Annotated in this window: 13 protein-coding genes; 4 read left to right on the forward strand and 9 right to left on the reverse strand. The window is 70.2% G+C overall.

The annotated features are described in order from the left end of the window. Window positions 1–46: 46 nt before the first annotated feature. The 3 genes from PP359_RS11745 to PP359_RS11755 all read left to right on the forward strand — a co-directional run bounded on the left by PP359_RS11745 (window position 47) and on the right by PP359_RS11755 (window position 5,292). Window positions 47–3,610 carry a TM0106 family RecB-like putative nuclease gene (locus tag PP359_RS11745; protein WP_347417718.1) on the forward strand — a complete coding sequence of 1,188 codons (3,564 nt, stop codon included), beginning with the start codon at window positions 47–49 and terminating at the stop codon, window positions 3,608–3,610. Between the two features lie 78 nt (window positions 3,611–3,688). Beyond that, window positions 3,689–3,988 (forward strand): DUF3467 domain-containing protein, encoded by a 300-nt coding sequence (locus tag PP359_RS11750; RefSeq protein ID WP_036322021.1) that lies wholly within the window; start codon window positions 3,689–3,691, stop codon window positions 3,986–3,988. Window positions 3,989–4,290: 302 nt separating this feature from the next. Next, window positions 4,291–5,292, forward strand: coding sequence for a magnesium and cobalt transport protein CorA (locus PP359_RS11755; RefSeq protein ID WP_036287510.1), 1,002 nt, complete (start codon window positions 4,291–4,293; stop codon window positions 5,290–5,292). A gap of 13 nt (window positions 5,293–5,305) precedes the next feature. Here the strand turns inward: PP359_RS11755 and upp are convergent, their stop codons facing one another. Beyond that, window positions 5,306–5,938: a uracil phosphoribosyltransferase gene (upp, locus tag PP359_RS11760; protein ID WP_036322016.1), complete on the reverse strand. Its 633-nt coding sequence runs from the start codon at window positions 5,936–5,938 to the stop codon at window positions 5,306–5,308. 22 nt (window positions 5,939–5,960) lie between these two features. Here upp and PP359_RS11765 point away from each other — a divergent pair, with 22 nt between their 5' ends. Beyond that, window positions 5,961–6,428, forward strand: a complete 468-nt coding sequence (locus PP359_RS11765) for a nucleoside deaminase (protein ID WP_499250661.1) — start codon at window positions 5,961–5,963, stop codon at window positions 6,426–6,428. 14 nt (window positions 6,429–6,442) lie between these two features. Here PP359_RS11765 and PP359_RS11770 read toward each other — a convergent pair whose 3' ends face one another. The 8 genes from PP359_RS11770 to PP359_RS11805 form a co-directional block, all read right to left on the reverse strand. After that, window positions 6,443–7,555 carry an alpha/beta fold hydrolase gene (locus tag PP359_RS11770; RefSeq protein WP_036321998.1) on the reverse strand — a complete coding sequence of 371 codons (1,113 nt, stop codon included), beginning with the start codon at window positions 7,553–7,555 and terminating at the stop codon, window positions 6,443–6,445. A gap of 42 nt (window positions 7,556–7,597) precedes the next feature. Continuing rightward, complete coding sequence (locus tag PP359_RS11775; protein WP_112931768.1) at window positions 7,598–8,341, reverse strand: aspartate/glutamate racemase family protein; 744 nt, start codon at window positions 8,339–8,341, stop codon at window positions 7,598–7,600. After that, on the reverse strand, window positions 8,338–9,570 hold the full coding sequence (locus PP359_RS11780; protein WP_083868061.1) for an amidohydrolase family protein: 1,233 nt from the start codon (window positions 9,568–9,570) through the stop codon (window positions 8,338–8,340). The genes PP359_RS11775 and PP359_RS11780 overlap by 4 nt, the downstream gene beginning before the upstream one ends. Window positions 9,571–9,644: 74 nt before the next feature. Then, window positions 9,645–11,177 carry an ABC transporter substrate-binding protein gene (locus PP359_RS11785; protein WP_036321995.1) on the reverse strand — a complete coding sequence of 511 codons (1,533 nt, stop codon included), beginning with the start codon at window positions 11,175–11,177 and terminating at the stop codon, window positions 9,645–9,647. Then, window positions 11,174–12,022: an ATP-binding cassette domain-containing protein gene (locus PP359_RS11790; protein WP_294945063.1), complete on the reverse strand. Its 849-nt coding sequence runs from the start codon at window positions 12,020–12,022 to the stop codon at window positions 11,174–11,176. Before PP359_RS11790 ends, PP359_RS11785 begins: the two co-directional genes overlap by 4 nt. Continuing rightward, entirely contained in the window at window positions 12,019–13,053 is a 1,035-nt protein-coding gene (locus PP359_RS11795) for an ABC transporter ATP-binding protein (protein WP_499250662.1), read from the reverse strand. Before PP359_RS11795 ends, PP359_RS11790 begins: the two co-directional genes overlap by 4 nt. Continuing rightward, window positions 13,050–13,970 carry an ABC transporter permease gene (locus PP359_RS11800; protein WP_112931764.1) on the reverse strand — a complete coding sequence of 307 codons (921 nt, stop codon included), beginning with the start codon at window positions 13,968–13,970 and terminating at the stop codon, window positions 13,050–13,052. The genes PP359_RS11795 and PP359_RS11800 overlap by 4 nt, the downstream gene beginning before the upstream one ends. Beyond that, window positions 13,967–14,893, reverse strand: a complete 927-nt coding sequence (locus tag PP359_RS11805; RefSeq protein WP_112931763.1) for an ABC transporter permease — start codon at window positions 14,891–14,893, stop codon at window positions 13,967–13,969. Before PP359_RS11805 ends, PP359_RS11800 begins: the two co-directional genes overlap by 4 nt. Window positions 14,894–14,997: the final 104 nt, after the last annotated feature.

Genomic DNA, 14,997 nt, shown 5'->3' on the forward strand with positions numbered 1-14,997 from the left:
GGGCGATGTCGGCGGCGCCGACTAGCGTCGAAGGCGGAAGGGTGACATGCGATACATCGAGGACACCGGCGACGGTGCGCGCATCGTCTGGAGCGCGAGCGATCTGAAAGCAGCCGCCGAGTGCGAGTTCGCGTGGCTGCGTGCGATCGACGCCAAGCTCGGACGGGTGCCGGCGGTCGTCGAACCCGAAGACCTCACCCTCGAGCGCGCCGGTCGGCTCGGCACCCAGCACGAGCTGCGCCAGCTGGAGGCCTACCGCGCGCAGTATCCCGGACGTGTCGTGGAACTGCCCGAGACGCGATCGTCGGATGCCGCGGCCGTCGCGGCTGCGGTGGCCGCGACGACGGCGGCGCTGGCCGACCCCGCCGTCGCGGTCATCTATCAGGCGGTGTTCGCCACCGAGGAGTTCGTCGGATTCGCCGACTTCCTCGTGCGCGACGACCCCGCTCGCCCCGCGGATGCCGCCGCCAACCCGTGGGTCGTGCAGGACACCAAACTCGCGCGTCACGCACGCGTGACGGCGTTGATGCAGCTTGCGGCATATGCCGACCAGCTCGACCGGCTGGGAGTGCCGCGCAGCGGCCGTGTGGAGTTGCTGCTCGGCGACGGCACGACCTCGACGCACGCCGTCAGCGACCTCCTGCCCGTCTTCCGGTTGCGCAGGCAGCGACTGCGGGCGCTCGTCGCCGACCGCGACATCGCGGCGGGCGCTACGGGCGCTCCGATCGCGTGGGGAGACGACCGGGGTGAGCTCAGGATCGTGGCGTGCGGCCGATGCGCGACCTGCGATGCGGAGGTCGTCGCCCATCGCGACCTGCTGCTCGTCGCGGGGATGCGACCCGTGCAGCGTGACCGGCTGCGCGCCGCCGGCATCCATACCATCGACGACCTGGCCGCCGCGAGCGCGCCTCCCGAGCGGATGTCGGGTGACACGTTCGCCGGCCTGCGTACGCAGGCGCGCTTGCAGCTGGACAGCCCGGCGGGCGGCGTGGGGGAGACGGCAACCGCGGCCGCGCCGCCGGTGCCGACCTTCGAGGTGGTCTTTCCGAAGGCGATCGGAGCGCTGCCCCGGCCCGACCGCGGCGACCTCTTCTTCGACTTCGAGGGAGACCCGCTCTACACCGAAGCCGCCGACGGGGTGGGAGCGATGTGGGGCATCGACTACCTGTTCGGCTGGGTCGACGACGACGAGCAATACGCGGCGCTGTGGGCGCATTCCTTTGCCGATGAGAAGCGGGCGCTCGAGGATTTCCTGGATGTGGTGGCGCTGCGCCGGCGCGCCCACCCCGGAATGCACATCTACCACTACGCGCCGTACGAACCGACGCATCTGCTGGCGATGGCCGCCCGCTACGGTGTGCGCGAGGCCGAGGTCGACACGCTGTTGCGTGAGGGCGTCTTCGTCGACCTCTACCCGATCGTCCGGCGCGCCCTTCGCGTGGGATCGCGCTCGTACTCGATCAAGAAGCTCGAACCGCTCTACATGGGCGCCGAGGTGCGCACCAGCGACGTGCAGCGCGGCGACGACTCGATCGTCAAGTATGTCGAGGCGCGCGAGCTGATCGACGCGGGGGCGGATGCCGCGGGAGCGGCGATTCTCGACGATCTCGCCGACTACAACCGCTACGACTGCGTCTCGACCCGGCGCTTGCGCAACTGGCTGGTCGAGCGGGCCCGGGAGTCCAAGCTCCTGCCCTCGGCAGACGTCGACGCCGCAGAGCGTCCGTACGAACCGTCCCCGCGTGCCGATGCGCTCACGCGCATGGCGGGCGCTGCCGAGAGGGACGATGCCCCCGATGTGGCCGCGGTCACCGCGCTCAAGCTCGCCGCCGCGGCGATCGACTACTACCCCCGCGAGGCGAAGACCTTCTGGGCGACGCACTTCCTGCGGCTGCGTGAGCCCGTCTCGATCTGGGAGGACACCCGCGACGTCGTCGTCTTCGATCACGATCGGTGCCGAGTCCTGAGCGACTGGCACGTACCGGAGGGCGGACGCGTCCAGCGTCGCGTGATCGAGCTGCGCGGCGATCTCGCGCCGGGCACGAAGCTGTCCGCGGGGGGTGCGGTCTTCCTGCTGTACGAGCTGCCGACACCGTTCCCGGTCGACACCAGCCCGCGATGGATCCACGCTGCACGTTCGGTCCGCGTCGTCGACGTCCTCGATGACGGCATGGTCGTGGAGGAGAACTCCGTTCAGGGGTTCACCTGGCAGGAGCTGCCGATCGCCTCCACACCGCCCGCGCCGCCGCAGGCCGGGTCGCAACAGGCGGCCATCGACCAGTGGGCCGACGCGATCATCCAGGCTGCGCCCCTGCACTCCGCAGCGTTCCCGTCCGACGCCGCGACCGATCTGCTGCTGCGCAGGGTTCCGCGCACGCGCTCGGGCGCGCTCGCCCGCAGTGAGGGCCTCGGCGATGCGGTCGACGAGATCGCCCGTGCCGTCGACGACCTCGACCGCAGCTATCTGGCCGTGCAGGGTCCGCCGGGCACCGGCAAGACCTATGTCGGCTCGCACGTGGTTGCACGGCTCGTCCGCGAGAAGGGATACCGCGTCGGTGTCGTGGCGCAGTCGCACGCGGTCGTGGAGAACATGCTCGCGCGCATCGTCGATGCGGGCGTGCCGGGTGAGCGCGTCGCGAAGGCGACGAAGGGCACGGCATCCGGCGCCGAGAGCTTCACCGTCATCGCGAAGGACGGCTACGCGGCGTTCGCCGCAGCCCACCCGGAGGGTTTCGTCATCGGGGGCACGGCGTGGGACCTGAGTCACGCCGGGCGCGTGCCCCGCGCGAGCCTGGACCTGCTCGTCATCGACGAAGCAGGACAGTTCTCGCTCGCCTCCACCATTGCGGTGTCGGTCGCGGCACCGCGTCTGCTGCTGCTCGGCGATCCGCAGCAGTTGCCGCAGGTGAGCCAGGGAACCCACCCCGAGCCGGTCGACACCTCCGCGCTCGGATGGGTGATGGACGGCGCCGCCGTCGTCCCCGACGACCGGGGTTTCTTCCTCGCGCAGACCCGGCGCATGCGCCCCGAGGTCGCCGGTCCCGTCTCCCAGCTCTCCTACGAGGGGCGACTCGCTGCCCACCCCTCCACCTCGGCTCGTCGCCTCGAGGGGGTCGCGGCCGGCGTCGTTCCGGTGGCGCTGACGCATGCGGGCAACGCCACGCAGTCGCCGGAGGAGGCCGACGCCGTCCTCGCCCTCGCCCGCGATCTGCTCGGTCGGGCGTGGACACCGTCCGCACATGTGCCGCCGCGACCGCTCACGGCAGCGGATCTGATCGTCGTCACGCCGTACAACGCGCAGCAGGTGCTCGTCGAGTCCGTTCTGGCGGACGCCGGGCTCGGAGAGATCCCGGTCGGAACCGTCGACAAGTTCCAGGGCCAGGAGGCGGCCGTCGCGATCGTGTCGCTCGCGGCATCCAGCGGTCGTGATGCACCCCGAGGACTCGAGTTCCTGCTGCTGCAGAACCGTCTGAACGTGGCCGTCTCGCGAGCCGAGCACACCGCGTTCGTGGTGTACGGCACGGGCTTGCTCGACGACCTGCCCCGCACCCCCGACGGTGTCGCCCGGCTCAGCGCCTTCGCCCGTCTCGTCGGCGCGGACGCGCCGTAGACTCGGCGTACCGCTCGAGGCTCACCGGTCGTGTCCCGCCGGACGATGCCTCCGCGACGCGGCGAACAGGAGCGCGACATGAGCGATGAGATGCCCCGGCAGTTCGAGATCGATCTGCCGCCGGAGGCGATCGCCGGCAGCTTCGCCGACTTCGCCAACGTCTGGCACACGCCCGACGTCTTCGTGATGGATTTCGTCTCCCTCGTGCGGCCCCCGCAAGCCGGGGTGGATGCCGACGGCGCTCCCGTCACCGTCGTTCCCGGGCGGGTGGTGCAGCGGGTGCGCATCCCGCCGCAGCAGGTGTTCGAGCTCGCGAAGGCGCTCACCCAGCAGCTGGAGTTCTGGGAACAGGAGACCGGACGACGCGCCGAAGGGTGACGCAGCCCGTCTCCGCGGCCGCGCACGGTCGTGCCCGGTGCGCGTCATCTTGGGGGGATATACTCCCGGAGGCTCGTCCCCGTGCATCCGATCACGACGAGCCGTGATCAGAGGCGGTGAGACACCATGGCAGACGATAGTAGGCGCGCCGCGGTGCTCGCCGCCGGCATCCTCTCGCTCTGAGGCCGGCGCACCCGCGGCGCTCTCGTGCGTGCCGCTCCGGCACGCACGGACGTGCGCGCGATCCTTCGCGCGTGCCCGTTCGCGGCGCCCGGCGACCGCGTGTCCTCGAGGAGAGACCCATGACCCTGATCGACAACGCCGTCTACAAGGACGGCGTGCGCGTCGCCACCCCCGCCTCGCTCGACGAGGCCTATGCCCTCCAGGAGGCGCACGCGGGTTTCGCGTGGATCGGCCTGTACCGTCCGTCGGACGAAGAGTTGGCATCGGTCGCGACGGAGTTCGAACTGCATCCCCTCGCCATCGAGGACGCGGCTCTGGGTCACCAGCGTTCGAAGGTCGAGCGGTACGGCGACACGCTGTTCGTCGTGCTGCGTCCCGCGCGCTACGACGACGAGCGCGAAGAGCTCGACATCGGCGAGCTGCATCTGTTCGTCGGCCCCGACTTCGTCATCACCATCCGTCACGCCGAATCGCCCGATCTCGGGGCCGTGCGGCGGCGCCTCGAACAGCAGCCGGAACTGCTGGCGCTGGGATCGGAAGCGGTGCTGTACGCCGTGCTCGACCGTGTCGTCGATGAGTACGAGCCTCTGGTGGCCGGCATCGAGAACGACATCGACGAGATCGAGGACGACCTGTTCGGCGACGCGGACGACGATGCGCTGTCGCGCCGCATCTACGAGCTGTCGGGCGAGCTGAACCGCTTCGCGCGGGCCACGCACCCGCTCGTCCCGATCATCGAGTGGCTGCAACGCGGCCACGACGCCTACCACGTCGACATCGAGTTGCAGCGGCGGCTGCGCGATGTCCGCGACCATGCCCTCCGCGTCACCGAGCGCATCGACGGCTTCCGTGCCGTGCTCGACAAGGCGCTCATCGTGCATTCCGCGCTCGTCTCGCGGCGCCAGACCGAGGTGAATCTGGCCCAGAACGAACAGGTGAAGAAGATCTCCTCGTGGGCGGCGATCATCTTCGCCCCGACGCTGATCGGCACGGTCTACGGCATGAACTTCGACGTCATGCCCGAACTGCACTGGGAGTACGGCTATCCCGTCGCCCTCGGTGTGATGGTGGCTTTCCCCACCGTGCTCTACCTGATCTTCAAGCGGCGTCGGTGGTTGTGACCCTCGAGGGGGCTCAGACGGTGCCGTAGAGGCGGTCGCCGGCGTCCCCGAGGCCGGGAACGATGTAGCCCTTCTCGTTCAGGCGCTCGTCGAGCGCACCGAGCACGAGGGTCACGTCGCGCTCGCCCACGAGCTCCTCGATCTTCGCGACGCCCTCGGGTGCGCCGAGGATGCAGATCGCGGTCACGTCCTGCGCGCCGCGGGCGAAGAGGAAGTCGATCGCCGCGCCGAGCGATCCACCGGTCGCGAGCATCGGGTCGAGAACGAAGCACTGGCGGTCGCTGAGGTCGTCGGGAAGGCGCTCGGCGTACGTGTAGGGCTGCAGGGTCTCTTCGTTGCGCGCCATGCCGAGGAAGCCGATCTCGGCGGTGGGCAGCAGCTTCACCATTCCGTCGAGCATGCCGAGGCCGGCGCGCAGGATCGGCACCACGAGGGGTCGCGGCTCGGAGATGCGCACCCCGGTCGTCGTCGTGACGGGCGTCTGGATCTCGACCTCTTCGACGCGCACGCTGCGGGTCGCCTCGTAGGCGAGAAGCGTCAGCAGCTCCTCGGTGAGCTGACGGAACACCGGCGACGGTGTGCGCTCGTCGCGCAGCACGGTCAGCTTGTGGGTGATGAGGGGGTGATCGGCAACGTGCACGCGCATGATCTCAGCCTACGCTGAAGGCATGAGCCTGCCCGTGCGTGCCGACGACGAGAGCGCGCTGCGTCGCGCGCTCGCGCTCGCCGCCGAGGCCGGTGCCGCGGGCGAGATCCCGGTGGGTGCCGTCGTGCGGGATGCCGCGGGCACCGTGATCGGCGTCGGACGCAATCGGCGCGAGGCCACGGCCGATCCCACCGCCCACGCGGAGATCATGGCGCTGCGCGAGGCCGCGGCATCCCTCGGCAGCTGGAATCTGGAGGGGTGCACGCTCGCGGTCACCCTCGAGCCCTGCCTGATGTGCGCGGGCGCCATTCTGCAGGCGCACATCACGCGCGTCGTGTTCGGCGCGTGGGACGAGAAGGCGGGAGCTGCCGGATCGGTGTACGACGTGCTGCGCGACCGGCGGCTTCCGGTGCGGGCCGAGGTGGTCGGCGGCATCCTCGAGGATGACGCGCGCGCTCTGCTGCGCACCTTCTTCGACGCCCGTCGCTGACGAGGTGCCCCGGCTCAGTCGGAGGAGCTGAGGATGATCGCCTCGGTGGGCGGGGCGGGATCGGCCGGCCGGCCGATGTAGCCGATGTTCTCCAGCAGGGCGCGGCGGAACTGTGCGGGCCGCTCCAGGTGCGGCGCGTGGCCGACGCCCTCGAAGACCACTTCGGTGACGGTGCCTCCCGCCGCGCGGTAGGCGTCGAGCACGTCGCGGGTCTGCGACACCATCTCCTGCGCGGGGGCGAGCTCGGCGCCCGGCCACCCCGGGATCACGCCGAGCGCGCCGAGGTGGTTGATGTCGAAGAACGAGGCGTCCGAGACGATCGCGTCGGCGGAGCCGCGCACCCAGAGGACGGGCGGCTTGGGACTGATCTCGACGATCGCCGACGTGTCGAAGTACTGCGGCGCCATGGTGTTCAGCACGCCCAGCCGTCCGGCGGCGAATCCCGGCCAGTTCTCGCTGGCGACGCTGTCGCCGGGGTAGTTGCCCGTCGCGGTGGAGGTGGTGTTCATCGACTCGACCCAGATGTCCTCGTGCGCGCTCGCGTAGCCGGGCGCGACGTAACCCGAGCGGAAGACGCTGCGCGGCGACGTGGGGGCCTCGTCGGTCGTGTCGCGGTCGGTGAGGCGCTGGACGAAGTCGGGGTTGGCGCCGCCCGCACCGCAACCCGCATCGTCGGCGGTCACGCGCGATCCGTCGCGGCGGGTGCCGCCGAAGCCGTAGGGCGAGACCGGAGCCTGCAGCGTGAGGGAGCGTGCGGGGTGGTCGATCGCGTACTGCATGACCACGCCGCCGCCCATCGACCAGCCGACGAGGTGGGCCGTCTCGATGCCCAGCGCCTGCAGCGTGGCGAACACGTCGTCGCTGAAGTCACGGACGCCGCGCGTCGCGTCGACGGGCGCGCTCTCGGTCTCGCCGAAGCCGCGGAGGTCGATGGCGACGACCCGCAGATCGCTGGGCAGATCCTGCATGAGCTCCTGCCAGAACAGGCTGGACGACACGTTGCCGTGCACCAGGATCACCGTCTGATCCGCGGTCGCGGCCGGGTTGTCGCCGCGGCGTTCGAGGATGCCGACGCGCAGGCGATCGGTGTCGATGATCCGGGAGGTGATGCCGTCGAGGAGCGTCATGACCGCATCCTACTCCGACGACCTGACGTCATGAATGAACTTTCAGGTCAACAGACGGAGAGCTCCCAGGGGTGGTCCTGACCACACCTTCTCGCGGTCGCGCGGCGCGTACGGACCGGCCGTACTGGTGCGCTTGCCGAGGGCGACCAGGCTCTCGGCCCAGCGCACGGCGGCGGCGACGCCGTCGACCACGGGCACCCCCAGCCGGCGTTCCAGCTCGGCATCCAGTCCGGCGAAACCGGCGCATCCGAGCACGAGCACGTCGGCGCCGTCGGCGAGCACGGCGCGTCCCGTGCCCTCGAGCGCGTCGGCGGTGCGGGCGACATCATCGCCGATGCTCGAGACGTGCACGTCGGCCGCGCGCACGGAGCAGCAGCGGCCGGCCATGCCCATCGTCGTGATGCTGTCGTGGATGCCGGCGAGCGCTGAGGCCACCGTCGTGACGACGCCGACGCGATGACCCAGCAGGCATGCGGTGAACACGGCCGCCTCGGTGATGTCGACGACGGGCTGGGTGATGAGCTGGCGCATCCCCTCCCGACCGTGCTCGCCGAAGCCCGCCATCACGACGGCGTCGAAGGCGTCGGTGCGGCGGGCGACGGCATCCATCACCGCCGTCGCGGTCACCAGGCTCTCGACATACCCTTCGGCCGACGCGGGACCCCACGCCGGGGTCACGCCGACGACCGTCGTTCCCGGTGAGGCCGCCGCCTGGCCGATCGCCGCGATCGCCGCGGTCATGGCCGTATCGGTGTTGCAGTTGACCGCGAGGATCTTCGTGGTCATGTCAGCTCGTCGTCCTGGGCGACCACGCGACCGCGGTGGATGACGATGCGCCGCGGGTCACGGTCCATCACGGCGGCGGTGGGCGTGTCGCCGCGGACGACGACGAGCTCCGCCGGGTCGCCGACGGCGAGGCCGGGGCGGACGCCGGGAGCGAGTCGGGGCAGTGCGGCGTCGATGACCGAAGCGCCGCCCCAGGTGCCGATCGCCAGGCAGTCCTCGATGAGATCGTCGCGGGAGAAGCCCTGCGTGAACGCGAGCATCCAGGTGCGCTCCAGCATGTCGCCGTCACCCCACGGCGACCAGTAGTCGCGCTGTCCGTCCATTCCGAGCCCCACACGGATGCCCATCTGGAGCAGGCGCTCGACGGGGAGATCGAGGGGGACCGACAGCGAGCCCTTGGGGGCGATCGTCGTGAGGGCGACGTCGAGCTCCGCGATCTGCTCCAGGGCCCGATCGACGCCGGCGGAGCGATCGGCCAGCGAGAACGCGTGCGAGACGCTCACGCGCCCGGTCATGCCGAGTGCCCGGGTGCGCTCGAGGACCAGGTCGAGGGAGAACAGCCCGAGCGATCCGCCCTCGTGCAGGTGGATGTCCACGCCGACGCCGTGGCGGTCGGCCAGGTCGAAGACCGTGTCGAGGTGGCGCACCGGATCGCGATCGATCTCGCACGGGTCGATGCCGCCGATGAGGTCGGCTCCCGAACGCAGGGCCGCATCCAACAGATCGGGAACACCGTCTTCGAGATGGATGCCGACCTGCGGGAACGCGACGATCTCGACCGCCGCACGCTGCCGATGCGCCTCGCGCGCGGCGAGCACGCCCTCGAACTTCTCCAATCCCGAATCGGCATCCACCTGCGCGTGACTGCGCACGCGAGTGGCGCCCTGGGCGATCATGCGGCCGAGCGTGTACGTCGCCCGTTCGGCGACCGGGCGCTCGGCGGAGCGCCAGTTCTCGCGGTCGTTCATGATGTGCGACCAACGCGTCTCTCCGGCGGTGTTCGGTCGGAACGGCAGACCCATGCGCGTCGAGTCGAGGTGCACGTGCACGTCGCTGAACGAGGGGATCAGGATGCCGCCGTCGCCGTCGATCGTCACGGCATCCGCGGTGGTGATCGCGGGGTCGATCGTGCCGGGGGCGGCGATCTCGCGGATGCCGTCGGCGTCCACGAGCACGTCGGCGGGCGCACCTCCCCAGGGGCGGACGTCGTGCAGCAGAGTGAGGGTCACGGGAAGGGGCCTTTCGAGAGAGGTCGGAACGGGGAGGAGCGCGCGGGTGCGTCGCTCCTCCCCGTCGGGCGGGATCAGCCGGCGAAGCTCACATCGGCGAGGTCGTACTCGCCGTCGACGCGCGGCGTCCAGGTGACCTTCGGCGATACCGCGTAGTCGGCCTCGGGCGTGAACAGCGGCACGATGTAGGCGGCCTGGAAGTTGGCCTCGGCCAGGTCGCGGAAGACGCCGATCCGGTCATCGCCGGCGACGGTGCGTTGCTTCGCGACGAGAGCCGCCGTCTGCGGGCTCTTCGCGTAGTCGTTCTGTCCTCCGGCGAACAGGTTCGTCGCGGGCATGTCGCCGTCCATCGTCGAGGGCGCCCACGTGTTGAGGTAGAGCCCCTTCATGTCGACGGTGCTGTAGATGCGGTTGGAGAGCGTGGCCTGGTCCATTCCGGAGAGGGTCACCGTGAAGCCGACCGCCTCCAGGTAGCCCGCGATCGCCTGCGCGATCTCGGCGCTCATCGGGATGCGGCCGCTGGTCGCGTACTCCAGGGGGATCGCCTCGCCGTTGTAGCCGGCCGCGGCGAGCAGCGCCTTCGCGGCGGCGGGGTCGTAGGCCGGACCCTTCGCATCGGCCGCGTAGCCGGTGACGTTGGCGGCGACGATCTGATCGTTGGCCACCGCGCGACCGCTCAGCACGGTCTTCACCAGGGCGTCGCGGTCGATCGCGTGCCAGACGGCCTGGCGCACGCGCTCATCGGCCAACGGGCCGGACGTCGAGTTGATGCCGAGGAAGGTGGTGCCGTTGGCGGCGCGGGAGCGCACGTCCACGCCGCTGCCCTCGGCCGAGGAGACCTGGTTCGGTGAGATCAGGGCGACATCGAGGCTGCCGGAGATGACGCCGTTGAGGCGTGCCTCCTCGTCGGAGACGGTCTGGAAGGTGAGCGTGTCGATCTTCGGCGCCCCGCCCCAGTAGGCGTCGTTGCGCTTGAGCACGTAGTCGACGCCGCGCTTCCAGCTGACGAAGGAGAAGGGGCCGCTGCCGACGGGCGCGGCGGCGAAGCCCTCCGAGCCGAGCGCGGTGTAGACCTTCTCGGGAACGATCGACTGCGCCGTCGTGATTGACGGCCAGGGCGAGAACGACGAGTTGAGGTCGAAGACGACCGTGTGGTCATCGGGCGCCGACACCGACTGCAGCATGCCCATGTAGCCGAGGTTGTCCGAGTCGGGCGTGTGCAGCACGGTCTCGTACGTGAAGACCACGTCCGACGCCTTCAACGGCTCGCCGTCCTGGAACTTCACGTCGTCGCGGAGCGTGAACGTCCACTGAGTGAAGTCCGCGTTCGGCGTCCACGACGTGGCCAGCGACGGCTGGATCTTGCCGTCGGCATCGAGCACCGTCAGCTGGTCGAACAGGTTGTAGTAGATGTTGTAGCCCGCCAGCGACCCGTCGATGATCGGGTCGGGCGACTTCTCCGGCTCCGCGACGACGCCGATCGTCAGGTTGTGGGTCTCGGCGGTCGACGCCGAGCCGCCGGCGCAGGCAGACAGGACGAGCGCGGCGCCGGTGAGCGCGGCCGCGGCGGCGAGCGCGCGACGGACGCGGGATGTGCGGTGGGTCATGGCGTTCCTCTGTTCGTTCGGGTGAGGGCAGGTGCTGGTGCGGGTGGTGCATCCGCCCGCAGGTGCGGGTCGGGGATCGGGATCGCGGCCAGGAGCGTCCGCGTGTACGCGTGCTGGGGCCGTTCGAAGATCTCGTCGCGGGCGCCGATCTCGACGATGCGACCGGCGCGCATGACGGCGACGCGGTCGGAGAGATGGCGGACGACGGACAGGTCGTGTGCGATGAAGAGGTAGGAGAGCTGACGTTCGCGCTGCAGGTCCTGCAGGAGGTTGATCACCTGCGCCTGGACCGACACGTCCAGTGCCGAGACGGGCTCGTCGAGGACGAGCACCTCCGGCTCGAGAGCGAGCGCGCGGGCAATGCCGATGCGCTGCCGCTGGCCCCCCGAGAACTGTGCGGGGGTGCGGCGCAGGCTCTCCGACCCGATGCCGACGCTCTCCAGCAACTCGACGACACGGTCTTTGGAGTAGCGCCCGACGATCGTGAGCGGCTCGGCGACGATGTCGTGGACGCTGAGGCGCGGATCGAGCGACGAGTAGGGGTCTTGGAACACCAGCTGCACGCGGTTGCGCAGGCGTCGCCGCTGCAGCGGCGGCAGGTCGTCGATGCGCTGGCCGAGGATGCGGATCTCGCCGGATGCCGGGGTGTTCAGCCCGAACACCGTGCGCACGAGCGTCGACTTGCCGCATCCGGACTCGCCGACCAGGCCCAGCGTCTCGCCGCGATGCAGGGTGAGGGAGACGCCGTCCACGGCATCGACGACATGGCGGCGGCGCCACCCGGTGCGTCGGGTGAATCGCACGTGCAGGTCGTCGATCTGCAGGACGGGTTCTGCGGGGCTCATCCGGCGACCTCCTGGGCGAAGCGGGACACGGATTCGGCGTGATGGCACGCGCTGTCGTGCGCCGGCGACACGACGCGCAGCGGCGGCAGGTCGGTCCGGCATCGCGCCGACTTCGCGGGCAGCTCGCATCGCGGGGCGAACGGGCACCCCGCCGGTCGGGCGGCCGGCTGCGGAGGCGAACCCGGAATCGCGTAGGCGCGCCCCGAGGAGCTCTCGGTGGTCAGCAGGCTCGCCAACAGGCCGGCCGTGTAGGGATGGCGAGGCGCGTCGAAGAGGTCCCAGACCGTGCCCGACTCGACGATGCGGCCCGAGTACATGATGACGATGCGATCGGCGGTCTGCGCCACGAGTCCGAGATCGTGCGTGATCAGCGCCATCGCGGCGCCGGTGCGACGACGCGCCTGCGCCAGCAGATCCATGATCTGTGCCTGGATCGTCACATCGAGCGCGGTGGTCGGCTCATCCGCCACGAGCAGGTCCGGGTCGTGCGCGATGGCCGCGGCGATCACGGCGCGCTGGCGCATACCCCCCGACCACTGGTGGGGATACGCGCGGGCGCGCGCCGCGGCATCCGGCACCCCGACCGCGGCGAGGAGTTCGGCCGCGCGCCGATCGGCCTGGGCGCGGGTGACGCCGTCGCCGTGGAGTCGCACGGCGCGCGCGATCTGAGCGCCGACGCGAGCGACGGGGTTGAGCGCGGTCATCGGATCCTGGAAGACCATCGCCAGGCGACGGCCGCGCAGTTCGCGCAGCCTCTTCTCGCTGGCGGCCAGGAGGTCCTCGCCGCGGTACTCGACCCGGCCGGACAGCACGTCGACGCCGGGAGGCAGCAGGCCCAGCACGGCCGCCATGGTGATGCTCTTGCCCGAGCCCGACTCGCCCACGATGCACAGCACCTCGCCCTCGGCGATCTCGAAAGACACGCCGTCGACCAGGCGGATCTCGCGGCCCTGATCGTCGCGGGTTCCGACGACGAGATCCTCGACCTTCAGCAGGATGGCGGGTGTCGGGGGGTGCGTGTCCGGGGTCATGCGCGGGCCTTCTTCCGACGACGGAGCGCGGACAGCTCGCGCTCGGCGGTGAATCGCTGGCTGAGGAGGTTGGTTCCGATCACGACGAGGAAGATCGCGATACCGGGGATGAGGGCGAGGTACGGCGCTTCGCGCACGTACTTCTGCCCCTCGCTGATGAGCAGCCCCCACGACGGCGTGGGCGCCTGGACGCCCAGTCCGAGGTAGTCGAATGAGGATGTCAGCAGCAGGACGCCGCCGATGTCGGCCGAGGCGAGGATGAGCACCTGCACGCCGACGTGCGGGGCGATGTGCGTGGACACGATCCATTGCGGGCTCGCTCCCTGGATGCGCGGGGCGATGACGAAGTCCCGTCCCTTCAGCGACATCGCCGTGCTGCGGGCGACGCGTGCATAACCCACCCAGTAGGTGGCCGCAAGCGTGAGGATCATGAGCCACACGTTGGGTCCGAGTGCCGCGGACAGAGCGATCAGCACGAGGATGATCGGCATTGCCAACTGCACGTCGGCCCACCCCATGAGGAGGTTGTCCAGGCGTCCGCCCGCATACCCGGCGATCATGCCGGTCACCATCCCGATGAAGGCGTTGATCGCGACCACGAACAGGACGATGCCCAGGGACACCTGACCGCCGACGGCGAGCCTGCTCGCCAGGTCGCGGCCCAGCATGTCGGTGCCGAGCAGGTGGGCCGGGTCGGTGAACGGGCGGATGAACGACGCGGACAGGTCTTGGCCGTACGGATCGCTGCCGGGCAGCAGCGGGACGATCAGGATGAACGCCGCGACGACGACGAGGATGCCGACGCCGACCCACTCCGTGGCGCGCAGCCGCGGCCACGCGATGCGTGCGGCGGTGTCGGCAGCGGGAGCCGGCGGCAGCGTGTCCGTCGTCGTGATCGTGGGGGAGGGCGTGCTCATGCGAGGTGCCTCACTCTCGGGTCGACGAGTGCGCTCATCACATCGACGAGCGCATTGGAGAGGATGAAGAGGGCCGCGACGACGATGAGGCCCGACTGGACGACCGGGAAGTCGCGGGCGTACACGGCGCTGAGCATGAGCTGTCCGAGACCCGGCCAGGCGAAGACGTTCTCGACGATCACGAGGCCGCCGAGGAACGAGCCGAGACTGATGCCGGCGATGGTCATCACGGGCAGGACGGCGTTGGGAAGCAGCTCGGCGACGACGACCCGGAATCGGCTCTCGCCGCGGGCGTACGCGGTGCGCGCGTAGTCCAGGCGGGACTGCTCCGCCAGCGCGTTGTCGAGCAGTCTCAGGTACACGACGAACTGCGCCGTCGCGATGGTGGCCGCCGGCATGATGATCGCGAGGGGATCGCGATTGCCCAGCGACGGCAGCAGCCCCAGCGCCACGGAGAACACCAGGACGAGGAGCAACCCGAAGAAGAAGTCGGGGACGGCCTGTCGGGCCGAGCCGACCGTGAGCAACACCGTACGCAGGCCGGTACTGCGCGTGAGGTGCACAGCTACGGCGGCGACGACGGCGACCAGCACACCGGCGACGAGACCGACGGCGCCCAGTTGCAGCGAGGCTGGGACCCTCTCGAGCACCAGTTCCATCGACGACACGCCGCGCTGACGGTAGGAGTCGCCGAAGTCCCCGCGGGTCACGATTCCCACGAGGTAGTCGAGGTACTGCTTCCACAGCGGCTGATCGAAACCCAGGCTCGCGTTGAGTGCATCGATCTGTGCGCGGGATGCGTTGTCGCCGAGCAGGAGGGCGGCGGGACTGCCACTCAGACGCCCCAGCGCGAAGGCGATGGTGACGACGGCGAAGATCGTCGCCAGCGCCTGGAGCAGTCGTCGTGCGACCAGTCGCGCCATGCTCGTCTCCTTCCGGTTTGCGAATCTGGGATACAGAATCGGGCATCTCTGTTACGACGATGTGTCGCGCGATTTCCACGCAGTGAACTTTCTGAGCGCGATCG

Origin of the sequence: Sphingomonas sp. BLCC-B65 (assembly GCF_028550675.1) — a bacterium.
GTDB lineage: Bacteria > Actinomycetota > Actinomycetes > Actinomycetales > Microbacteriaceae > Microbacterium.

Coding starts and splice junctions, on each gene's coding strand:
- PP359_RS11745 (WP_347417718.1), top strand. CDS start 47: ATGCGATACATCGAGGACACCGGCGACGGTGCGCGCATCGTCTGGAGC.
- PP359_RS11750 (WP_036322021.1), top strand. CDS start 3,689: ATGAGCGATGAGATGCCCCGGCAGTTCGAGATCGATCTGCCGCCGGAG.
- PP359_RS11755 (WP_036287510.1), top strand. CDS start 4,291: ATGACCCTGATCGACAACGCCGTCTACAAGGACGGCGTGCGCGTCGCC.
- upp (WP_036322016.1), bottom strand. CDS start 5,938: ATGCGCGTGCACGTTGCCGATCACCCCCTCATCACCCACAAGCTGACC.
- PP359_RS11765 (WP_499250661.1), top strand. CDS start 5,961: ATGAGCCTGCCCGTGCGTGCCGACGACGAGAGCGCGCTGCGTCGCGCG.
- PP359_RS11770 (WP_036321998.1), bottom strand. CDS start 7,555: ATGACGCTCCTCGACGGCATCACCTCCCGGATCATCGACACCGATCGC.
- PP359_RS11775 (WP_112931768.1), bottom strand. CDS start 8,341: ATGACCACGAAGATCCTCGCGGTCAACTGCAACACCGATACGGCCATG.
- PP359_RS11785 (WP_036321995.1), bottom strand. CDS start 11,177: ATGACCCACCGCACATCCCGCGTCCGTCGCGCGCTCGCCGCCGCGGCC.
- PP359_RS11790 (WP_294945063.1), bottom strand. CDS start 12,022: ATGAGCCCCGCAGAACCCGTCCTGCAGATCGACGACCTGCACGTGCGA.
- PP359_RS11795 (WP_499250662.1), bottom strand. CDS start 13,053: ATGACCCCGGACACGCACCCCCCGACACCCGCCATCCTGCTGAAGGTC.
- PP359_RS11800 (WP_112931764.1), bottom strand. CDS start 13,970: ATGAGCACGCCCTCCCCCACGATCACGACGACGGACACGCTGCCGCCG.
- PP359_RS11805 (WP_112931763.1), bottom strand. CDS start 14,893: ATGGCGCGACTGGTCGCACGACGACTGCTCCAGGCGCTGGCGACGATC.